This is a genomic window from Streptomyces sp. NBC_00433, assembly GCA_036015235.1.
Lineage (GTDB): Bacteria > Actinomycetota > Actinomycetes > Streptomycetales > Streptomycetaceae > Actinacidiphila.
The window spans coordinates 8001495-8023242 of sequence record CP107926.1; the positions used below are offsets into that span (position 1 = coordinate 8001495).

The 21748-nt window shown below is 74.5% G+C and carries 15 protein-coding genes, 1 pseudogene and 1 riboswitch; of the genes and pseudogenes, 5 read left to right on the forward strand and 11 right to left on the reverse strand.

Annotated elements, in window-relative coordinates; translation table 11 throughout:
• Window positions 1-350: 350 nt before the first annotated feature.
• Window positions 351-1940 carry a hypothetical protein gene (locus OG900_34635; protein ID WUH94781.1) on the reverse strand — a complete coding sequence of 530 codons (1590 nt, stop codon included), beginning with the start codon at window positions 1938-1940 and terminating at the stop codon, window positions 351-353.
• Window positions 1941-2105: 165 nt separating this feature from the next.
• On the reverse strand, window positions 2106-2300 hold the full coding sequence (locus OG900_34640) for a hypothetical protein (protein WUH94782.1): 195 nt from the start codon (window positions 2298-2300) through the stop codon (window positions 2106-2108).
• 245 nt (window positions 2301-2545) lie between these two features.
• On the opposite strand from OG900_34640, the gene OG900_34645 reads away from it, so the two are divergent.
• The 3 genes from OG900_34645 (at window position 2546) to OG900_34655 (ending at window position 5634) form a co-directional block, all read left to right on the forward strand.
• Entirely contained in the window at window positions 2546-3175 is a 630-nt protein-coding gene (locus tag OG900_34645; protein WUH94783.1) for a uridine kinase, read from the forward strand.
• A 73-nt stretch (window positions 3176-3248) separates the two neighbouring features.
• Complete coding sequence (locus tag OG900_34650; GenBank protein WUH94784.1) at window positions 3249-4265, forward strand: GNAT family N-acetyltransferase; 1017 nt, start codon at window positions 3249-3251, stop codon at window positions 4263-4265.
• Window positions 4266-4642: 377 nt separating this feature from the next.
• Window positions 4643-4831, forward strand: a riboswitch (cyclic di-AMP (ydaO/yuaA leader).
• Window positions 4832-4836: 5 nt separating this feature from the next.
• On the forward strand, window positions 4837-5634 hold the full coding sequence (locus OG900_34655) for a LysM peptidoglycan-binding domain-containing M23 family metallopeptidase (GenBank protein ID WUH94785.1): 798 nt from the start codon (window positions 4837-4839) through the stop codon (window positions 5632-5634).
• A 79-nt stretch (window positions 5635-5713) separates the two neighbouring features.
• Here the strand turns inward: OG900_34655 and OG900_34660 are convergent, their stop codons facing one another.
• The 5 genes and pseudogenes from OG900_34660 to OG900_34680 form a co-directional block, all read right to left on the reverse strand.
• Window positions 5714-8692 carry an AAA family ATPase gene (locus OG900_34660; protein ID WUH94786.1) on the reverse strand — a complete coding sequence of 993 codons (2979 nt, stop codon included), beginning with the start codon at window positions 8690-8692 and terminating at the stop codon, window positions 5714-5716.
• Between the two features lie 10 nt (window positions 8693-8702).
• Window positions 8703-9521 (reverse strand): phytanoyl-CoA dioxygenase family protein, encoded by an 819-nt coding sequence (locus OG900_34665; GenBank protein ID WUH94787.1) that lies wholly within the window; start codon window positions 9519-9521, stop codon window positions 8703-8705.
• A 63-nt stretch (window positions 9522-9584) separates the two neighbouring features.
• Window positions 9585-10739: pseudogene (gene rho / locus OG900_34670) on the reverse strand (transcription termination factor Rho).
• Between the two features lie 272 nt (window positions 10740-11011).
• Window positions 11012-12232, reverse strand: a complete 1221-nt coding sequence (locus OG900_34675; protein ID WUH94788.1) for a D-alanyl-D-alanine carboxypeptidase — start codon at window positions 12230-12232, stop codon at window positions 11012-11014.
• An 861-nt stretch (window positions 12233-13093) separates the two neighbouring features.
• Window positions 13094-14098 (reverse strand): LLM class flavin-dependent oxidoreductase, encoded by a 1005-nt coding sequence (locus OG900_34680; GenBank protein ID WUH94789.1) that lies wholly within the window; start codon window positions 14096-14098, stop codon window positions 13094-13096.
• 193 nt (window positions 14099-14291) lie between these two features.
• Between OG900_34680 and OG900_34685 the strand changes: the two genes are divergently transcribed.
• Window positions 14292-15545, forward strand: coding sequence for a transglycosylase family protein (locus OG900_34685; protein ID WUH94790.1), 1254 nt, complete (start codon window positions 14292-14294; stop codon window positions 15543-15545).
• Here OG900_34685 and OG900_34690 read toward each other — a convergent pair.
• From OG900_34690 to OG900_34705, 4 genes are all read right to left on the reverse strand, one after another.
• Window positions 15527-16213, reverse strand: a complete 687-nt coding sequence (locus tag OG900_34690) for a phosphatase PAP2 family protein (GenBank protein WUH94791.1) — start codon at window positions 16211-16213, stop codon at window positions 15527-15529. The two genes, OG900_34685 and OG900_34690, sit on opposite strands and share 19 nt — an antisense overlap.
• 130 nt (window positions 16214-16343) lie before the next feature.
• Window positions 16344-17348, reverse strand: a complete 1005-nt coding sequence (locus tag OG900_34695; protein ID WUH94792.1) for an aldo/keto reductase family protein — start codon at window positions 17346-17348, stop codon at window positions 16344-16346.
• Window positions 17349-17413: 65 nt separating this feature from the next.
• Window positions 17414-19795, reverse strand: coding sequence for a discoidin domain-containing protein (locus tag OG900_34700; GenBank protein ID WUH96030.1), 2382 nt, complete (start codon window positions 19793-19795; stop codon window positions 17414-17416).
• 315 nt (window positions 19796-20110) lie between these two features.
• Entirely contained in the window at window positions 20111-20767 is a 657-nt protein-coding gene (locus OG900_34705) for a hypothetical protein (GenBank protein ID WUH94793.1), read from the reverse strand.
• Between the two features lie 211 nt (window positions 20768-20978).
• On the opposite strand from OG900_34705, the gene OG900_34710 reads away from it, so the two are divergent.
• The gene (locus OG900_34710; protein ID WUH94794.1) at window positions 20979-21590 is read left to right on the forward strand and encodes an LPXTG cell wall anchor domain-containing protein; all 612 of its coding nucleotides are present in this window, start codon (window positions 20979-20981) and stop codon (window positions 21588-21590) included.
• The last annotated feature ends 158 nt before the right edge of the window (window positions 21591-21748 follow it).

Sequence of the window (21748 nt, forward strand, 5' to 3'; positions counted from 1 at the left end):
TCCCTTTCGGCGAGGGGGCGCCCCTCAGGGGCGCGGGGAACTGCGCGACCAGCCCCCGCCGGTGGTCCGGCACGGACCGAACAGCCCCTCTCGCACGGTGGCGACGTGCAGCTTGTCGACGGCTGGTCGCGCAGTTCCCCGCGCCCCTGGGGTGGTGGCGGTCCGTCGCCACATGACGGTGGGTGGTGGGTTGCGTGCGCGGTTCCCCGCGCCCTGGGTGGTGGCGGTCCGTTGCCGTACGACGGGGTGGTGGGCCGGGCGTGCCCGTGCGGCGCCAGCCGCGGAGCAGGTGCAGCCCCGGCCCCCCGGGGTGGTGGCGGTCCGTCGTCGTAGGGGCCGCCCTCGGGACGTTATCCGAGGTCGGCCACCGTGCGGATGACGGCCTCCTTGCGGAGAGCGGATGGCTCGGGGTCGGGGGCAGGGGTCGGGGCCGGGGGAATCGTGGTGGGGAGGAGGGCGAGGACGGCGTCGCGGTGGAGGGCCGGGGCCTCGTCGTCGTAGGGGTCGGGGGTGGAGGGGACCTGGATGCGGAGGACGGGGCCCGTACCGAGGCGGGCGTACCCCCGGCCCGGGGGAACCTCCGCGGCCGGGGTGGTGCGCTGGGCGGCGCCCAGGACCGCCTCGACGTGCTCCGGCGCGAGCCGGCCGAGCACGACCCGCGCCCGGGTGTGGGCGATCACCACCGGCGCCAGCGCCTCCGTCGCGTCGAGCTGGTCGGCGACGGCGACGGCGACGCTGGCCGTACGCCCGTGCCGCAGCGGCACGTCGAGGAGCAACTGCGGGTCGGGACGCCCCTCGGCGAGGGCGAGTTGGCTCAGGGCGGTCGGCCGGTCGACCAGGATCCACAGCGGGCGGCGCGCGTCCTCGTCGACCGGGCGGCCTTCCTGCCGGGCGCGGCTGACCGCGACGAGCCGGCGTTCGGTCTCGTGCGCGGCCCATTCCAGCGTGGCGGACGCGCCGAGCAGTCCGTCCTCGACGGCGAGCACTCCCGGGCGCCCGGTCAGGCACGCGTATTCACCCGTGCCGCTGCCGTCGACGATGACGACGTCTCCGTGCACGAGCGACTGGAGCGCGATGGACCGCAGCAGGCTGGTCGTCCCGGTGCCCGGCTGGCCGAGCGCCAGCAGGTGCGGTTCCGTGGAGCGCGACCCGGTGCGCCACACCACCGGCGGCGCGTCGCGGGCCTCCTCGCCGCCCCCGGCGACCGGCACGGTCCGCGGTACGGCCTCGGTGTCGGTGAAGCCGAGCACCGTCTCGCCGGGCGCGGTGACGAAGCGCTGGGCGACGATGTCGGTGGGCAGCGGCGGCAGCGCGGTGAGGGTGAGGTGGTTCTCCTCCTCGTTCCAGTCGAAGCGGTATTCCCTGCCCCGCCCGGCCTTGGCGTGCAGCAACTGCTCGACGCGGGCGCGTGATTCGGCCTCGCCGTCGGTGAAGTAGGCCGGGTAGCGCAGGTGCAGCCGGGTCAGCCGGCCGCCCTCGAAGTCGAAGGAGCTGAAGGCCTTCGCCCAGCTGCCGTCGTAGGCGTAGAGCGGCGCGGGGTCCGCGGGGTCGGACAGGTAGGGCACCAGCGCCTCGTACAGCGACTGGAGCCGCCCGGTCTCCGCCTCGCCGGGGCCCGCGGACGCGGCGGCGCCGCGGTCCCGGCCCATCCAGGCCGCGGAGGCCAGCAGCGCGACGACGGCGAGCAGCGGCCCGTACGGCATCATCAGCACGACCACCGCCCCCGCGGCGGCCAGCAGCAGCGCGGGACCGCGCCGGTCCTTGGGGGTGCGGCCCCACCAGCCGCCGGTCCAGGCCGCCTGCCGCCGCATGCCGCGGGCGATGGTGATGACCGGGTGGAGGACGTCGGAGGCGCCGTCCGCGGCGCTGCGCGCCAGGTCGCGACCGCGGACGAGCGCCGGTCGGCTGCTCAGGATGCTGGGAAGGGGACGCCTTGCCACGGTTGCTCCATGGGGTGGTTCGGGTGCGGGAACCGCGGGGGACGCGCGGCGGTGCAGCGGGGGAGGGGAAGCGGCGGCGGGTGGGACCGAAAGCGGACCCGGGAGCGGGCGACCGCTCCCGGGCCTGCGGGTGGCGTGCGCCGTGCCGTCCGCGGGGACGGCCGGCTAGATCTTGATCCCGCCCAGCAGGCTGGCCAGGCTCGCGCCGCCCGCCGTGATGCTCGGGGCGATGGCGGTGCTCGCGAGGTAGAAGCCGAAGAGAGCGCTGACGATGCCGTGGGACACCTTCAGCCCGTCTTTGCGGAAGAACAGGAAGACGATGACGCCGAGCAGAACGACGCCGGAGATCGACAGGATCATGGGCTTTCTCCTGGGTGATGGGGACGGTCACCATGAGTTCCTCCAGGGTCACAAAAAGTCATGTTTCGCGCTCGGTGGCAAACGGGTGATTTGTAGAGAATTTCCCCCATGTGAGTGGGTTGTGGGGCGCTGTGAGCGGCCCGGCGGCCCGGGGCGCCGCCGTGTTCCTCCCGCCCGATCGGGTGACGCCGGGAGTGCCGCCGCCCGCCCGCCGCGCAGGCGTCCCGCTCCGGCAGGATGGCCCTGTGCAGCTCACCCCGATCACCTGGCCCCGGCTCGCTGAGGCCCTCGCGGAGCGGATCGCCGCGACCCCGCCGCCCGCGGGACCGTGGTGGCGCGTGGCGGTGGACGGCGCACCCGCCGCCGGCACCGCCGGCCTCGCGGACGCGCTGGCCGCCGCGCTGCCCGCCCTCGGCCACCCGGTGCTGCGGGCGAGGGCGCAGGACTTCTGGCGGCCCGCCTCGCAGCGCCTCGAATACGGCCACGAGGACGTGGACGCCTACTACCAGCTGTGGCTGGACACCGGCGCCCTGCGCCGCGAGGTGCTCGACCCGCTCGGGCCCGGCGGCAGCGGGCGGGCGCTGCCGTCGCTGCGCGACCCCGGCACGGACCGCTCCACCCGGGCGGACTACGTGGCGCTGCCGTCCGGCGGCGTCCTGGTGCTCGACGGCCCGCTGCTGCTCGGGCAGGGGCTGCCGCTGGATCTGACGGTCCATCTGCGGCTGTCGGAGGGTGCGCTGCGGCGGCGTACGGAGCCGGCCGAGCAGTGGACGCTGCCCGCCTACCAGCGCTATTCCCGCGAGGCGCTGCCGGAGGAGAGCGCCGATGTCCTGGTGCGCGCCGACGATCCGCGGCACCCGGCCTGGACCGGCTGACGCGGCCGCGGCGTACGGCAGGCGGTACCGCCTTGCCGTGGGGGTACGCGCCCCGCTAGCGTCCTCGAACACCATGACTGTCGCCACCGCGCCGCTGACCGCCGAGCACATACCCCTGGCCGTGCAGCGCTACGACCGCTGGTTCTCGCGCGCCCGGCGTCCCCCGTCCCAGCGGGCCTGGCTGACCGACGGACCCGTGCGCGGCGACGAGCTGGTGGGCAGGCTGCACGCCGTCCCCGGCCTTGAGGCCTGCCGCGCCCTCGACGGCGACGGCCACCTGATCGGCTACCTCGCCGCCCAGCCGGTCACCCTCTCTGCCGACGACCCCGCGTCGCTGCGCACCCACCCGCGCTCGGCCCTGGTGCCCTACGGCGGCCACGCGCTGCCCGGCGGCCGGGAGACCGAGGTGCTGCGCTCGCTGTACGCCAAGGTGGCCGAGCGGCTGGTCGCCGACCGCCGCCTGGTGCACTACGTGCAGGTGCCGGCCGGCGAGGTCGCCACCGCCCCCTGGGCCGACCTCGGCTTCGGGCGCGAGCTGGTGCAGGGCCTGATGGCGGTCAAGGCCAGGGGCCGCCAGCCGCGCGGTGTCGAGGGCCTCGGCATCCGCAGGGCGGGGCCCGGCGACCTGCCGCAGGTGGGCAGGATGGCCGCGGAGTCCTCCCGGCGGCAGCGCGAGTCCGCGATGTTCCAGCCGCAGCCCGAGGGCGCGCTCGCCGCGCTGCGGCTGCACTATGCCGACGCGCTCGCCGACCCGCGCTGCGGCGCCTGGATCGCGTCCCGCAGGGGCGAGGAGATCGCCATGGTGCTCGTCGTGCCCGCCACCCCGGACCCGGTGATACCGGAGTCGTGCGTCGAGCTGGCCGAGGCGTACGTGGAGCCGTCCGCGCGCGGCGAGGGCATCAGCCGGGTGCTGCTGGCCACCGCGCTGGCGTGGGCGTACGACAACGGCCACCGCTACATCGCGGCCCGCTGGCACTCCGCCTCGCCGCTCGCGGCGGGGCACTGGCCCGCGGTCGGCTTCCGGCCGGTGGGCTACCGGCTCAGCAGGGTCCTCGACGCGCGGATCGGCGGAGCGCCGGGAAGCTACTGACGGGCCGCCAGTCGCAAGTCCGGACGTAAGTGAAATCCCGGTATGAATCGGGCATTTCGTGGTGGTGTGCGTCACCGTCCGGCCGCCGCGTGACGGGTGTCACCGGGGGAACACGGTCCGGCTTCCCCGCGACACCCGCTGTTCCCGACCTGGCCCGTTTCTCACCCCGCGTGCCCGCTCGCGCCACCCGCGGTGACCGCCGCGCACACGCACCGGTGTCCGCGGATGGCGAGGAGTAACCGCCGGTACGGGCGAAATGGTGCGGCATGCCGCGTTTGGTTGCCCGCCGCTCCCGGGGTCGTCTAGCTTCGCCCCTACCGCGGGCAGCACGTCCGCGGCAGCCGCCGGGCGGGACGCCGAATCCTGCCGCCGCCCGGTCACGGGAACAGCCGAGCATTCAGGGCAGGAGCGGGGGACCCAGGTAAGCCGCCGTCCGGGAGACCGGACGGCTCGGGGTGAAGCCGTGCCCGCCGCCCGCGCATCGCACAGCGCGGCAGCGGCGGACCGCGGCCGGGCATCTCCTGCCCGAACCCGACAGCTCACCTCGCAGGCGTAGGAGAGGAATTCCCCCATGCCCGCAAAGGGTCAGCACCGCAAGCCCCGCTCGCTCAACCGCCTCACCAAGGTGTGCATAGCCGCCGGTACCGGAGCCGCCGCCCTCGCGCTGCCGCTGGTCTCCGTCGCCCACGCGTCGGCCGCCGAGCCCTCCAAGGCCCCCGCCGCCTCCGCCACGTCGCATTACACCGTGGTCCCCGGCGACACGCTGGCGAAGATCGCCACCGCCCACCACGTGAAGGGCGGCTGGAAGCCGCTCTACAACGCCAACAAGAAGGTCATCGGCGCCAACCCGAGCCTGATCCGCCCCGGCATGCACCTCACGCTGAACACCGCCGTGGCCAAGGCCGCCCCCGCCCCGGCCAAGAAGGCCGCCCCGGCGGCGGCGAAGAAGGCCGTCAGCTCCTCCGGCTACACCAAGCCGGTCGGCGACGCCGCCATCGGCACCCCCTACCACGCCGCGGGCTCCAACTGGTCGTCCGGCTACCACACCGGCGTCGACTTCCTGGTCTGGAGCGGCACCCCGGTCCACTCGGTCGCCGCGGGCACCGTCGTGCACGCCGGCGCCGACGGCTCCTACGGCAACGACGTGATCATCAAGCACGCCGACGGCAAGTACACGCTGTACGGCCACCTGACCAACCCGGTCGTCTCGGTCGGCCAGAGCGTCACCGCAGGCCAGGAGATCGGCATATCCGGCGCCACCGGCAATGTCACCGGCCCGCACCTGCACTTCGAGGTCCGGACCACCCCGAACTACGGCTCGGACATCGACCCGGTCGCCTACCTCGCCGCGCACGGCGTCACCGTCTGACCCGAACGACGGCGCAGACGGCGCCCCAGGATGTGCCCGCCCGGTCCTCAGCACCGGGCGGGCACCGCCTTTTCCCGGGCTACCCGAACATCCCTGCCAGCTCGCCGCGGGAGACCACGCCGAGCTTCGGATACGCCTTGTAGAGGTGGTAGCCGACCGTCCGCGGGCTCAGGAACAGCCGGGCCGCGATGTCCTTGTTCGACAGGCCCTCCGCTGCCAGCCGGACGATCTGCGACTCCTGCGGGGTGAGCCCGGCCGCCCCGTCCACCGTGCCGCCCTCCCGGCCCGCCTCGGGCACCGTGCCGCCCGCCGCGGCCAACTCGCCCCGCGCCCGGCCCGCCCACGGGCGCGCGCCGAGCCGCTCGAAGGCGTCCAGCGCCGCCCGCAGCCGCACCCGGGCCTCGTTCTTGCGCCGCGCCCGCCGCAGCCACTCGCCGTACAGCAGGTCGGTACGCGCCGACTCCATGGCCCGCCGGTGCGGGTCGTGGGCCGCCATCGCCTGCCGGAAGTACGCCTCCGCCTCCGCGTCCGGCGCCCGCAGCGCCCGGCAGCGGGCCACCAGCGCCGCTGCCCAGTCCTGCCCCGAACGCGCCGCCCACGCCTCGAACCGGGCGAAGGGCGCGTCCGCGCGCCCCGGCACACCGAGCCGTACCGCCGCCTCCACCAGGTCCGGGACGCTGCGGGTCGCGCAGATGTGGTGCCGCACCGACTCCCCGCCGAGCAGCGCCAGCCGCTCCAGCGCCGCCTGCGCGCGGCCGAGCCCCAGGTCGAGCAGCCCCTGCGACCAGTACGCCCACGGTGCGCCCGGCGCCATCGCCGTGCCCGAGCCGCCCGCGAGCGCCGTGTCCACCAGGCGGCGGCATTCCTCCTCGTCACCGCGCACCGCGGCGATGTGCGCCAGGGCGCTGCTCAACTGGCTCACCCACTGCCGCTGACCGGTGTCCGCGGCGATCCGCAGCGCCTCGGCCGCCGTCGCGGCCGCGTCGTCGTAGCGGCCGTCGAAGATCTCCGCCTCGGCGCGGAAGAACATGATCGTGGTGAGCCGCCCCACCCCGCCGCTCTCCCGGCTCTCGGCGGCCAGCGCCGTGGTCAGCTCGTGCGACTGGGCGTCCTGCCCGAGGGTCAGGCCCACCCCGCACAGCATCACCAGGTCCCGCGGGTCCACCCGGCCGCCGTGCGCCGCCCGCGCCGCGTCCGCGGCCGCGCCGACGGCAGGCGGGACCCGCCCCGCCGCCTCCCGGCCCAGCGCCGCGGCCAGGAACACCGCCACCGGCAGGATCGGCGCGTCCGCGGGCAGCGCCAGCGCCGCCAGCCGCTCGACGGTGTCCGCGACCTCGTCCGCCCCGAGATACCAGGCGGTGTGCGTGGCCTGCACCAGCATCCGCGCCGCCCGCGCCGGATCGCTCCCCGCGACCAGCCCGGCACCCTCGATGAGCCGCCGGTGCGCCCCGGGGAAGTCCCCCTCCCAGAAGTCCGCGAGCCCGCGCACATGGAGCGCCCGCGCCATCGCCTGCCCGGCGGGCTCAGCGGGGCTCGGCGGCTCCGCGCCGGGCGTGGGCGTCCGGTGGGGTCCCGAGCCGTCGTCGGTGTGCCGGGGGACGGGTGCTTCTGCGCCGGGGGAGCCTGGCGCGTTCCGCTCGTCCGGGCCAGGGGTGTCGCCTGGGGGCCGTACGGGCGGCCGGCGGGGTCCGGTGTCGCCGGCGGAGTGCCCGGGGGAGCCAGGGGGATCGTCCGGGCCAGGGGCGCCCTTGACGGGCCGGTGGGTGGCTGCCGCACGGGCGGCCTGGTCGGCGAAGGCGCGGGCGCGGGGGATCTCGCCGGCCTCGGAGGCGGATTCGGCGGCCAGGAGGAGGCGGCGCAGGCGGGCGCCGGGGTCGGTGCTCAGGCGGGCGGCGCGGTCGTACGCGGCGGCCGCCGCGGTGTGGCCGCTGCGTTCCCTGGCGCGGCCCGCGGTCTTCTCCAGGGCGGTCGCCACGCTCTCGTCGGGGCCGGTCGCGGCGGCCGCCAGGTGCCAGGCCCGGTGGTCCGCCTCGCGCTCGGGGTCGGCGGCCCGAGCCAGCGCGCGGTGGGCGGCGAGGCGCTCGGGCAGCGCGGCCCGCTGGTGGATCGCGGCCCGCACCAGCGGGTGGCGGAAGCGCAGCGCCGTGCCGTCCACCGTCACCAGCCCGGTGTCCTGCGCGGGCGGCAGGTCCGCGACGTCCGCGCCGAGGTCGGCCGCGGCCCGCAGGATCGTGCCCAGCTCGCCGGTGTGGTCCGCGGCGGCCACCAGCAGCAGCGTCTGGGTGCCCCGCGGCAGGTGGCTGGCCCGGCCGTGGAAGGCCAGTTGCAGCCGGCTGGTCAGCGGCAGCGTCCCGGCCCCGGCGCCGGCCCCGGCGTCGGATTCGCGCAGCCCGACCGGCAGTTCGAGCAGCGCCAGCGGATTGCCCTGCGCCTCGGCGAGGACCCGGCGCAGGACCGGCTCGGCGAGCGGCCCCGCCCGGTCGGCGAGCAGCGCGGCGGCCGCCGCCTCGTCCAGCGCCGCGGGGCGCAGCTCGGGTAGTCCCGGCGCGGCGAAGGCGCCCTCGCCGTCCCGCGCGGCGAAGACCAGCGCGACGCCCTCGGCGTCCAGCCGGCGGGCCGCGAAGAGCAGCGCGTCGGTGGACGCCCGGTCCAGCCACTGGGCGTCGTCCACGACGCACAGCAGCGGCCCGTCCCCGGCGTGCTCCGACAGCAGCGAGAGGACCGCGAGCCCGACGAACATCGGCTCGCCCGCGCCCTCCGTCGCCAGCCCGAACGCCGCCCGCAGCGCCCGCCGTTGCGGCTCGGGCAGCGCGTCCAGCGCCCCCTGTGCCGTGCGTAGCAGCAACTGGAGTCCGGCGAAGGGCAGTTCCGCCTCGAATTCGACGCCCGAGCCGCGCACCACCGTCATGTCGCCGGCCGCGGCCACCAGGTCGTCGAGCAGCGCGGTCTTGCCGATCCCGGCCTCACCACGCAGCACCAGCACCCCGCTGTGCCCGGCCCGCGCGCCGTCGAGCAGCGCGCGCAGCGCCGCCGCTTCCCCGTCCCGTCCGTGCAGCATGCCCAGCACGCTAACCGACGTCCTGGCGGCCGCCGTTCACGCCGGGCCCCAGCCCCTGCCGGATCGCCGACTCGACCGGCGAATAGGCCCCGTCGGGCCGGTCCAGCTCCAGCGGCACCGCGGGGTGGAGCGGCGGCTGCGCCAGGAAGCGCGGCTGCGTGCCGTGGTGGGGCTGCGCCGCGTGCACCAGGAAGGGGTGGCACAGGAAGACGTCGCCGGCCCGTCCGGTGGCGAGCACCTCCGGGCGGTGGTCCGTGGCGGCGACCATGGCGGGCGCGATCCCGAGTATCGACGCGCCCGCCTCGCCGTACGGGGCGAGCAGCGCCGGCATGTCCAGGTGCGAGCCGACGCGGATCCTGGTCGGCGCATTGTCCTCGGTGACGTCGGTGAAGAGGAACAGCATGAGCAAGGCCCTGTCCCTGGACCGCACGTTGGCGAAATACCAGGTCTCGCCCTCGGGCAGGTAGCTGCCGTCGATGTGCCAGCCGGCGTCGTCCGGCTCGTCCTCGTGCGGGAAGCGCAGGGGGAAGGAGCCGATGGACGGTCGCGGCGCCCAGCGTCCAGGCCCCACCAGGGCGTCGAACGCGGCATGCAGCACAGGGGTGTTGGCCGCGGCGACGAAGGGCGGCTGCGCCATCCCGCCGACCCAGCGCACCGGTTCGGTCCAGGTCGCCCGGTCGTCCGGGTCGCACCCGGTCTCCTTCCACAGCAGCGCCTCGCACTCCCGTGCGGTCTCCGTGGAGAATGCCCCCTCGATCTTGACGAAGCCGTCCCGCAGGAAGGCCTCCGCCAGCTCCGTACCGCCGTCGTCTCCCGCGTGATCGCCCATGGGCCCGATCATCACGCGGCCGGGCCGCCGCGGGCCACCGGATTTCGACCGGCGGGGGGCGTGTCAGCCCTGGCCGGGGAGGGTGCCCTGCACCTGCCGCAGGAAGGCGCTGTTGTCCGGCGACTTGCGCAGCCTGTCGAGCAGTACGTCCAGGCCGGACTGCGCGTCCCGGCCGTGCAGCACCTGCCGCAGGCCGCGCACCACGGGCAATTCCGCCGCCGTCAGCAGCAGTTCCTCACGCCGGGTGCCGGACGCCGTCACGTCGACGGCGGGGAAGACCCGCCGCTCGGCCAGCGAGCGGTCCAGGTGCAGCTCCATGTTGCCGGTGCCCTTCAACTCCTCGTAGTAGAAGTTGTCGGCCCGCGACCCGGTGTCGATCAGCGCGGTCGCGAGGATGGTCAGCGAACCGCCCTCCTCGGCCAGCCGCGCCGCGCCGAACAGCCGCTTCGGCCCGGACAGCGCGGCGGCGTCCACACCGCCGGAGAGCGTACGGCCGCTGCTCGCACCCGCCGTGTTGTGCGCCCGGCACAGCCGGGTCAGCGAGTCCAGCAGGATCACCACGTCCTGCCCCAGTTCCACCAGCCGCCTGGCCCGCTCCACCGCCAGCTCCGCGAGCGCGATGTGCTCCTTCGCGGGCCGGTCGAAGGTCGAGGAGAGCACCTCGCCGCGCACGCTGCGCCGCATGTCGGTGACCTCCTCGGGGCGTTCGTCCAGCAGCACCACCATCAGGTGGCACTCCGGGTGGTTGGCGGCGATCGCCGCCGCGATGTTCTGCAGCAGGATGGTCTTGCCCGCCTTCGGCGGGGCCACGATCAGCCCGCGCTGGCCCTTGCCGATCGGGGTGACCAGGTCCATCAGCCGCCCGGACAGCGCGCCCGTGCCCTTGAGGAGCCCGCTCTCCAGCCGCAGCCGCTCGCGGGGGTGAAGCGGCGTCAGGTCGGCGAAGTGCCGCCTGCCGTGCTGTGCGGGCCCGCCGTTGACCAGCAGGACGTCGCCGAGGGCGCCCGGCCGTACGGTCGTGCCCTCCACCAGGTCGCCCTTGCGCAGCCCCGCCTTGCGGATCTGCGCGGCGGAGACCTGGACGTCGCCGGGCGACGCGTGCCACCCGGAGGTGCGCAGGCGGCCCTGGCCGCCGGCGCCTTGGATGTCGAGGACACCCGCCACCCGGGCGGATGTCTGCGGCCGTACGTCCGGCCGTTCGAGAATGTCGGTCATGGAGTCGTCCTTTCGCGGACGGAAGAGGAGGGTGCGGCGCGAGCGGAAGGATCACGCTCCGCGGACCGCGGACATCGCCCGGTGGCCCGGGGTCGTGGCAGAAGGGCCACGGCGCTGGGGGCGAACCGGCGCGCATTCGCTGCGCATGAGTGAAGAGGACCGCCGAACCGGGGGCGACTGCCGTCGGGCGGCGGGAATTCGGAACGAGCACCGGCGCCACTGAAAAGAGGGCGCAGACATGTGCTAGTGAAACTGTAGCACGCCCCCCGCACCGGTCAGCGGTTCCGGCCGCCGCCGGTCTTGCGCCGCAGCAGCACGACGGACGCGGCCGCCACCACGGCGAGGCCGCCGCCCACGTACCAGGCACGTGCCGACGCGTTCGAGGAGTGCGCGGCCGGCGCCGGAGTCGGCTTGTGCTCCGCGGGCTTCGGCTGCGCCTGCTCCCGCTTCGCCGGTACCGGGGCCTGCGCGGGGGCGCCCTTGAGGTGGTAGGCGGTCGGCGCGGCGTTCAGGGTGCCCACGGAGGTGGTGTGCCCCGCGGCGGCGAAGCCCCAGTCGAGCAGCTTGCCCGCCTCGGTGTAGACGGCCTGGGGCAGGCCCGACTGCGGGTTCATCACGGTGACGATGAGCGTCCTGCCCTCCCTGGTCGCGGCGGCGACCAGGGTGTTGCCGGCGTTGGTGGTGTAGCCGTTCTTCACCCCGATCAGCCCCGGGTACGGGTGGACGCCGCCCGCGCCGGTCAGCAGCCGGTTGGTGTTCTGGATGCCGAACGACTTCACGTACACGCCGTGCGCGTCGTAGCCGCCGGGGAAATCCGCGCTCACCGTCGAGGCGTAGCCGGCGAAGTCGCGGTTCGCCAGGCCCGCGCGGGCGAACAGCGCCAGGTCGTAGGCGGAGGAGACCTGGCCGGGGTTGTCGTAGCCGTCCGGCGAGACGACATGGGTGTCGTCGGCGCCCAGCATCTGCGCCTTGGCCTGCATCTGGGCCACCGTCAGCGGCACCGAGCCGTTCATGTGCGACAGGACGTGCACGGCGTCGTTGCCCGACGCGAGGAAGACGCCGCGCCACAGGTCGGCGACGGTGTACGTCTGCCCGGCCTGCACCCCGACCAGGCTGCTGCCGGCGCCGATGCCGGCCAGGTCGCCGTCGGTGACCTTGTGGGTCTCGCCGGCGGGGAAGCGGGGGAGGACGGTCACCGCGAAGAGCGTCTTGAGGGTGGACGCGGGCGGCAGTTCGCGGTGCGCGTTCTTCGCGGCGAGGACCTGGCCGGTCCGGGCGTCCGACACCGTCCACGACAGGGCGCTGATGCCGGACGGCAGGTGCGGGGCGCCGTCCTCGCGCTGCACCTGCACCCCGGGTTCGCTGAGCTGCGCTCCGCCGACCTGCGAGTCCCCGGCCGCGTGGGCCGGTGCCGCGAGCACGGCCAGGCAGCATCCGGCACCGAATACGGCGCCGACGCGGTGGCGGACACGGGTGGCTGCACGGCGGTTGCTCATACGTTCACCGTATGAACGCCAATGCCCTCCGGGCGCGGTGGCGAGGCCCATCCGGGCGCCCACGCCCTCCCCCCGAGTGAACAACTGCTCCGACCAGCCCACCCCCTCCGGCGGACGGTGGGACTACTACGGCTCCCCTTCCGCCAGGGGGGCGCTTCCGCCGGCGCGGCGGGTGCGGGGCGCCCTTCGGCCAGGGGCGCCTTCCCCGGGCGCGGGCGTGGGGGTGCCCCTTCCGCGGGCCGCGGTGGCGCTGCGGTCCCTTTCGGCAAGGGGGTGCCACCCGGGGGCGCGGGGAACTGCGCGCTCAGCCGACCACCGGCGGGTGGTCCGAGCGAAGCGAGATGGGGGTACCCCCAGGCGAAGCTCTGGGGGAGGACCGGACTGCCCCTTTCGGCCGGTGGCGACGTGCAGCCAGCCGACGGCTGGTCGCGCCCGCGCGGCGTCAGCCGCAGATCAGGTGCGGCCCCGCGCCCCTGGGGTGGTGGCGGTCCGTCGTCATACGACGGTGGGTGGGGGCTGGTCGCGCCGGCGCGGCGTCAGCCGCAGATCAGGTGCGGCCCCGCGCCGCTGGGGTGGTGGCGGTCCGTCGTCATACGACGGTGGGTGGGGGCTGGTCGCGCCGGCGCGGCGTCAGCCGCAGATCAGGTGCGGCCCCGCGCCGCTGGGGTGGTGGCGGTCCGTCGTCATACGACGGTGGGTGGGGGCTGGTCGCGCCGGCGCGGCGTCAGCCGCAGATCAGGTGCGGCCCCGCGCCCCTGAGAGTCGCCCGCACGGGAAGGGGCGCCCCCGGTGGTTGGTTCCGGAGGCGCGGGGCGGCGGGGGCCGGTCCCCGGGGGCGGGGCGCCGGTGGGGCGCGAGGGGTCAGGTGAGGAGAGTGGCCAGGAGGCGGTAGGACTCCAGAAGCCGACGGCGGTCATATGTGCTGGTCGTCACCAGGAATTCCGCCGCCCCGCTCCGCAGGAGCAGGGACTCCAGCGCCGGCGCGACGTCGGACGGCGTGCCGGCCAGGTGGCCGGCGGCCAGCGCCGCCGAGAAGGCGGACCGTTCACGGTCCGTCATGGGCGTGGACGAGACCGTCGAGGCGGGCTGGAGCGGGGGGAAGACACCGTGCGTGCGCGAGTAGGCCGTCGACCAGGCCTCTGGCAGGAGCAGGCGGTGGGCCGCCTCGGCGGTGGGGGCGACGGCGACCGTGCCGGAGAGGACGACGTACGGGGCGGCGGCCCAGGGGGAGGGGCGGAAGGCGGTCCGGTAGCGCTCGACCGCCCGCAGCATCGCGTCCTCGCCGCGCACCGCCGCGATGACCAGCGGCAGCCCGAGCGCGGCGGCGAGGTCGGCTCCGCTGCCGGTGGCGAGCAGGAAGGGCGCGGGCCGCAGGCCCTCCGCCGGGAGGGCGTGCACCCCGCGGTGGGCGGTCTGCTCGCCGGTGAACCAGTCGAGCAGCTCGCCGACCTGCTCGCCGAAGGCCTCGGCCGCGTCCTTGCCGCGGCCCAGCGCCCGCCGCACCCCGTCGGTGAAACCGACCGAGCGGCCGAGGCCCATGTCGATCCGGCCGGGGAAGAGCGATTCGAGTACGCCGAACTGCTCGGCGACCACCAGCGGCTGGTGGTTGGGCAGCATCACCCCGCCCGTGCCGACCCGGATCCGCGAGGTGGCGGCGGCGATCGCGGCGGCCAGCACCGTGGGCGCGGAGCCGGCGACGCCGGGCACGCTGTGGTGCTCGGAGACCCAGAAGCGGTGGTAGCCGAGGGCCTCGGCCTCCCGCGCGAGGGCCACCGTCTCGCGCAGGGCGCGCGAGCCGTCCTCGCCTTCCCTGATCCTCGACCGGTCGAGGATCGAGAACGGCGTGTCGCGCAGTACGGAACTCACTCTTCTTCCAACGCCCTCGCGCGCCGGTGATTCCCCGCCTGCGCAGGGCGGCGTACCGGGGGCGTACGCGTGCCGTGCGCCCTTGTGGCTCGCCCGGGGCGGGCCTACTCTGTGCCCGGCCCGGCAAATCGGGCGTACGGCAAGCCCGGTCGCCGAGCGCGGCTCCGGGCCGGTCCTGGAGAGGACTCGTGCTATGCCCTTACGCGGACGCCACCGCCGATACCGCCCGAGCAGGGTCTCCCAGGCCTCGCTGACCGTCACCGCGGGCGGGGCCGGCCTCGCGCTCCCGCTGATCGGGCTGAGCAGCGCGCACGCCGAGTCGGCCGGGGTGTGGGACAAGGTCGCCAACTGCGAGTCGTCCGGCAACTGGCACGTCAACACCGGCAACGGCTACTACGGCGGACTGCAGTTCACCTCCTCCACCTGGAAGTCCTTCGGCGGCGGCAACTACGCGGCGCGTGCCGACCTGGCGACGAAGAACCAGCAGATAGCGGTGGCCGAGAAGGTGCTGCGCAGCCAGGGCCCCGGCGCCTGGCCGGTCTGCTCGGTGCGGGCCGGGCTGACCCGGCAGGCGGCCGACGCGTCGCACAAGGTGCATGTGCCCGCGGCGAAGATCCGTCCCGCGCCGGTGCACACCGCCCACGCGGCGAAGACCCCGGCGGAAAAGGCGCCCGCCAAGGCCCCGGCCAGGACCGCGGCCAAGACCCCGGCGAAGCCGGCCGCACACGACCGCTACACGGTCGTCCCCGGCGACACGCTGTCCGGGATCGCCTCCGACCAGCACGTCAGGGGCGGCTGGCCGAAGCTCTACGCCGACAACCGCGGGGTCGTCGGCGGCGACCCCGACCTGATCCTGCCCGGCCAGCGGCTCGCGCTGACCACCCCGCGGGCCGCGCCGGTGAAGGCCGTGCAGAAGGCGGCCCCGAAGCCCGCGGCCAGGCCCGCGCCCAAGGCCGTACCGAAGCCGGCGCCCAAGGCGGCCCCGAAGAAGACCGCCACCGCCGTCTCCGTGCACACCAAGCCGGCCGCCGCCCCGCACCGCAGCGGCTACACCCTGCCGGTGCACGCCTCGCTCGGCACGCCCTACCACGCGTCGGGCAGCCACTGGGCCAGCGGCTACCACACCGGCATGGACTTCCTGGTCCCGACCGGCACCGCCGTCCACTCGGTGGCCGAGGGCAAGGTCGTGACGGCCGGCTGGGGCGGCTCGTACGGCTACCAGGTGGTGATCAGGCACGCGGACGGCCACTACAGCCAGTACGGCCACCTGTCGCAGATCTCGGTCAAGGTCGGCCAGCAGGTCAACGAGGGCCAGCGGATCGCCCGCTCCGGCTCGACCGGGAATGTGACCGGGCCGCACCTGCACTTCGAGATCAGGACGGGCCCGGTCTACGGCGACGACATCGACCCGTTGCGCTACCTCCGCGCTCACGGCGTGTCGGTCTGACCGTCCGGTCGTCCCGTCCGGTCGGCGTACGCGGCCAGCGGCGGCAGCAGCGCGGTGAGCCAGCACGCGGCGAACAGCCAGCCGCCGAGGACGTCCGACGGCCAGTGCACCCCCAGGTAGACCCGGGTGCAGCCGACGGCCAGGGCCAGCAGCCCGCACAGCGCCGCCGCGGCCCGGCCCCGGGCGTCGGGCCGGGCCCGCAGCAGGCCCCAGGCGAGCAGCGCGGCGGCCATCGCGCTGGACGCGGTGTGCCCGGAGGGGAAGGCGTGCCCCGACGCGTGGGCCACCCAGTCGGCCGCGGGCGGCCTGGCGCGGTGCAGCGCCGCCGCGAGCAGGGTGCGCAGCGCCTGGCCGGCCAGCAGCACGAGCACGGCGAGCACCGCCACCCGCGGCGCCGCCCGCCCCGCGGTACGCAGCCTGCCGCCGCCCGCCAGCCAGCCGCCGAGGGCGGCGGCCAGATAGGGCCAGGGTCCCGTCCCGATGCCGGTGACGGCCCGCGCTGCGGCCGCCGCGCCCTGCGGGCGGTGGGCGACCGACCAGCGGTGCGGCCCGGTGTCGAAGCCGTACGGTGTGCCGTGCCTGGCCAGCACCAGCCAGGCCAGCAGGCAGAAGGCGAGGGCGAAGGCTGCGGGCCACACCAGCCGGGACCAGGGCGGGCGGAGGGTCATCGCGCGGGTGGTCCCCTTCCCGGCACCGGGGACGCGGCCGTACGCGCCGGCCGCGGCAGTGAATGACTACAGGTCTGTAGTCAGACTACCGCCACGGCCGCCGCGTACCGGTGGGCGCGCCGACCCGGTGCTACGGGCGGGCCGTCGGCACGTTCTCGTGGACCTTCAGCGGGTCCGTCACCGCGACCGGCTCCAGGATCTGCTCGATCTTCGCCATGACCTCGGCGTCGAGCCGGACGCCGGCGGCCTTGGCGTTCTCCGCGACCTGCTCGGGGCGGGAAGCCCCGACGATCGCGGCGGAGACGTTGGGGTTCTGCAGCACCCAGGCGACCGCGAGCTGGGCGAGGGACAGGCCGGCGTCGGCGGCCAGCGGCTTCAGCTGCTGGACGCGCTCCAGGATGTCGTCCTGCATCCAGCGGCTGATCATGTTGGCGCCGCCCTTGTCGTCGGTGGCGCGGGAGCCGGCCGGCGGCTGCCGGCCTGGCAGGTACTTGCCGGTGAGCACGCCTTGGGCGACCGGCGAGAAGACGACCTGGCCGAGGCCCAGCTCCTCCGAGGTCGGGACGACCTCGCCCTCGATGATCCGCCACAGCGCGGAATACTGCGGCTGGTTGGACACCAGCGGGATGTGCAGCTCGCGCGCCAGCGCGTGGCCGCGGCGGATCTGGTCCGCGGTCCACTCCGAGACGCCGATGTAGTGCGCCTTGCCGGAGTGCACGACGTCGGCGAAGGCCTCCATCGTCTCCTCCAGCGGCGTGAACCGGTCGTAGCGGTGCGCCTGGTAAAGGTCGACGTGGTCGGTCTGGAGCCGTCGCAGCGAGTTGTCGATCGACTCCATGATGTGCTTGCGCGACAGGCCCCGGTCGTTGTGACCGGGGCCTGTCGGCCAGAAGACCTTGGTGAAGATCTCCAGGTTCTCGCGGCGCTCGCCCTTGAGGGCCCGGCCGAGTACAGACTCGGCGCGGGTCTGCGCGTAGACGTCCGCGGTGTCGAAGGTGGTGATGCCGACGTCCAGGGCGGCCCGGACGCAGGCGGTAGCCGCGTCCTCCTCCACCTGGGACCCGTGGGTGAGCCAGTTTCCGTAGGCGAGCTCGCTGACGATCAGGCCGCTGCGGCCGAGGTGACGGTATTCCATGGTGATCGACCTTAATCGCCACCCCGGCGCGCGGTGAAGGCGCCCAGGACCTGGGCGCCTCCGGCCTAGGACGCGTAGGCCTCCAGTTCGGAGAGTTGTCCGGCGGGCCAGCCGGTGTTGCCGGTGACGGTGAGCCGCAGGTAGCGGGTGCCGGTGGGGGTCAGGGTGATGGTGGCGGTGTTGCCGGTGGCGGGGTTGAGGGTGTAGCCGGCGGAGGACTTCAGGGTGGTCCAGGTGCTGTTGTTGGTGGAGCCCAGGACGGAGAGGGTTTCGGTGCGGGTGGCCCAGGCGGTGGCCGGGGGGAGTTTGATCACGACGCGGCCGACGGTCTGTGCGGAGCCGAGGTCGACGGTGATGGACTGGGGGAAGGCGTTGTTGGTCGATTCCCAGTAGGTGTTGGCGTTGCCGTCGACGGCGTTGCCCGCGGTGTAGACGTCGGCGTGGCCGGTGTCGGTCACGCTCCGCCCGCGCGCCAGGTTGGTGTTCGCCGGCGTGGTGGTCGGCGGGGTCGTCGTGGGAGTGGTCGGCGGGGTGGTGGTCGGTGTGGTCGGCGGCGTGGTCCCGCCGCCGGTGGTGCCGCCGCTGCCGCCGGTGGGCACACCGCCGTTGGTCCAGATCGGCGTCGGCCAGGTGCCGGTGCAGGTCTGGCCGGTGTTCCAGCCGGAGTTGCCGCCGCCGTCGGTGATCTGCAGGCTGGTGCCGACGCAGTTGTGGATCGGGGTCGCTGCCTGCCCGATGTTCTTGGCCTTGACGTTGATGAACGTCATGTTCGCGGCGGCCTGCGCCTGGATGGCGTAGGTGCCGGCCCCGTCGATGTTGACGTTCTTGAAGGTGACGCCGGTGACACCGGTCTCGATGGACTGGATGGCCTCGTAGGAGCTGTCGAGGATGTCGGTGTCGGTGATCTGGATGTTGGCGTCGACCTTGCCCTGGAGGCCGTCGAACCAGATCGCCCCGACGCCGAACTGCCAGTTGTAGTCGCTGTTCCCGGTCCTGATCAGGGTGTTGCGGGCCGCGGTGACGGTGCCCGCGACCGCGGTGCCCTGGCCGGCGCTGACGCCCGGGTAGCGGTTGGCGATGTGCAGGCCGCCGCCGTTGCTGATGGTGTCGGCCATCACGTTGTCGGACAGATTGAAGTCCTTGCCGCCGTACGTGACGATGTTGTTCGCCAGGATCGGCAGCACGACCGTGTTGTGGTCGAAGCTGTCGTTCACGTTCGGCACGTTCTCCGGCCACGAGGCCAGGCCGTCGTCACCGACGTTGCGCACGAAGGTGTTGGTGACCGTCGAGTTGGTCACACCGATGTGGAAGTTGACGCCGTCGGCCGTGGTGTCCAGGATCCGGCTGTTCTTGATGGTGAAGTGGTCCATCGGACCGTCCATCCAGGCGCCGACCTTGACGTGCTGGATCCACAGGTCGTCGACGGTGGAGTTGGACATCGCGCCGCCGATGCCGTTGACCTGGTCGTTGTCCTCGCGCTCGCGGATGTCGCCGATGATGGCGAAGTCCTTGAGCTGCACATTGGTGCTCGGGCCGCCCTGGTTGGCGTACTTGCCGTAGAAACCGGCCGCGCTGGACCGGTTCACCGGGTCGCGGCCGCCGAAGACGGTGTACCAGGGGCCGGCGCCCTGGACCGTCACGCCGTCCACGATCACGTGGCTGTAGAGCGTGTAGTTGCCCTGCGGGACGTAGACGACCCTGCCTTGCGCCTTGCCCGCGTCGACCGCCGCCTGCATCTTCGCGGTCGTGTCGGTGGCACCGGTCGGGTCGACGCCGTAGTCGGCGACCGCGTCAATGGCCCCCGAGGGCTTGGAGATCGCCCCGCCGACCTGCTCGAAGTCGGCCAGGTCGATGGTGAAGGTCGGCGACTGGGCGGTCGAGGTCACCTGGACCCGGATCTTGGTGCCCGCCGGGTAGGTGGCGGCGAACTTCGCCCGCGCCTCGTCGTAGAAGTGGTGCGGGTTGGTGTCGCCCGGGTTGTTGTTGAACGGGTAACCCCCGTAGTACCAGCTGTACTTCGAGGTCACCGACAGCGTCTTGACCGACTGCCCGTTGGCCTGCACGTCCAGGGCGGCGTCACGGCCCTTGCCGTCCGAGGTGTCCGGCAGGCTGTAGCGCAGAGACATCGCGTTCGCCGGCGCGGTGAGCGTGAACTCCACGTACTGGCCGACCGCGTTGAGCGTGACCGCCTGGCGGCCCGAGGCCTCCGACGGCAGGTGGCCGTAGAGGCGGTCGGGGCCGATGAGCGTGCCGTTGGTCGCGGCGTACTCGGCCTCCAGCTCCTTGAACGGCACGTTCGCGCCGCGGCCGGAGATGCCGATGGGCGACGGGGCGGGGACACCGCCCGCGGCGTGCGCGGTGGGGGCGCCCACCAGCGTGACGGCGGTCAGCGCGGCCGCGCCCGCCACCGCGAAGGACAGGACCGCCGCGAGACCGCGGCGCCCGATCCGCCCGCGCTGTCGGGGGGTCGGGGAAGTGGGGGGTGTGGGAGGAGTCGGCTGATGGCTGTGCGGAGGGTGCGACACAGGCAGGTCCTTGCGGCTCGGGGGTGGGGGGATATGAAAGCGCCCGGCCGGGGCGCTGGAGACACTACGAGCGTCGCCGCAGTAAGTCCATAAGTCAGCGCAAAACAGCGATAGTTCCTCGCAATATTCACGACATCCAACCGTCATCGAGCGAGGCGGAGCCGGTGATTTCCTGACCGCACGCAGCGGGGCCGCCCGGCGCCGCCGGCCGGGCTGTGACGGGTGGGGGAGCGGAGGTCAGCGGGTCCTGCGCGGGGACACCAGCAGGAAGGGCGCGCCCCCGCGGGCGCGGTGCTCGGTGCACTGCCAGCCGAAGCGGCCCAGCAGTCGCGCGCACCGGGACAGCGCCCGCGCGGCCGCATCGTGGTCGGCCGCGCCGTGCCAGGCGACCTCGGGCAGGCCGTCCTGGCCGCCGGCCGTCACCGCGTAACCGGCGCCGTCCGCCCGGCCCGGCGGGCAGCCGCCCGCCTCAAGGGCCAGCGCGACCGCGTGCACCGCCCGGTCCCGCTCCCAGGGGGCCGGCACGTCAGTGGCGCCGTCCAGCAGCAGCGCCCGGATCCGGAGCAGGCCCTCCCAGGCGGTCGCCACCTCGGCGGCCCGCCGCGCCCCGCCGGGCGGCGCGGCCCCCGTGCCGTCGTCGGCGGCGAAGGCGTCGGCGGCGGGCGCAGGACGGCCGGGCGCCGGGACGTCGGGCCTGGCCGCCGTCAGGTCGGCCCGCAGCCGCAGCCCTTGCGGCGACAGGTAGTAGCTGTGGTGCCCGGCGCGGCCGTGCGGCACCGCGAGGCCGCGCGCGACGAGCGCGGCGCACACGTCGGCCCTGGCGGCCAGCCGCCCGGTCGCCGGGTCGGAGCCGGTGACCGCCCGCCGCTGTGCCGCGGTCAGCGCGCTGCCCATGGGGCTCCCTCCCGGTTCGGTGCCGCCCTGGCACCGTACCCCCCGGCACCGACATCCCCGACCGGCGATAACTCCACTGAATTCGCTACGGAATTCGTAAGGGCGCCGCCCGGTGAAAGCCCGCGGAAGGGCAGGGTGTATCGTCCCGGTCCCACGGCAATTCGGCGGGTGGGGCCGTACGGGCGAAGTCCCGCCCGCAATGGGAGGGTTCATGAGACTGAAGGTTCAGGGCCGCAGGAGATACGCGGCCATAGCGGCGACCGGAATGGCCGCCATGATCGGTTCCGCGGTATTGGCGGCGCCGGCCTCGGCCCATACGCCGGTCTGGTCGGTCACCTGCGATTCGGTGAAGGTCGACCTGACGGCGTACACGGCGAGCGTCACCAACTCGGTGACGCTCACCATCGTCGGCGGCGAGGGCGCGCTCGTCGACACCCCGAGCTTCGGGGGCTCCTTCCACTACCAGGACGCGCTGCCCCCGCACGACGCCCCCGTCAGCCTGCACCTTGTGGTCAAGGCCGGTGACGGCGAGCGATACAACCTGGACGAGACCAAGGTCTCGCCGGTGTGCGACAAGCCGAAGCCGCCGGTGAAGCCGTCCACCACCCCGCCGACCACGGCGACCACGACCCCGGCGCCGACCCACACCACCAACGCCCCGGTGGTCGCGGACACCACGTCGGCCACCGGCAGCGGCGACCTCGCCGAGACCGGCAGCTCCAATGCCACGCCGATGATCGCGGGTATCGCCGCGGCCGTCGTCGTCGTGGGCGGCGGCCTGGTGTTCTGGACCCGCAAGCGCGGCACCTCGACGCACCGCTGACCGGCCCGGCAGCGCCGAGCGGCACCGGCAGGGAAGAACGTCCGGAGAATGCGCCACCACGGCGTGGCGCATTCTCCGGGAAAATCCGGTCGCGCCGACCGCAGGCTTGCGCCGGCCGTGCGAATCCCCCGGCCGTGAGAATCCTTGATCGAATCAGC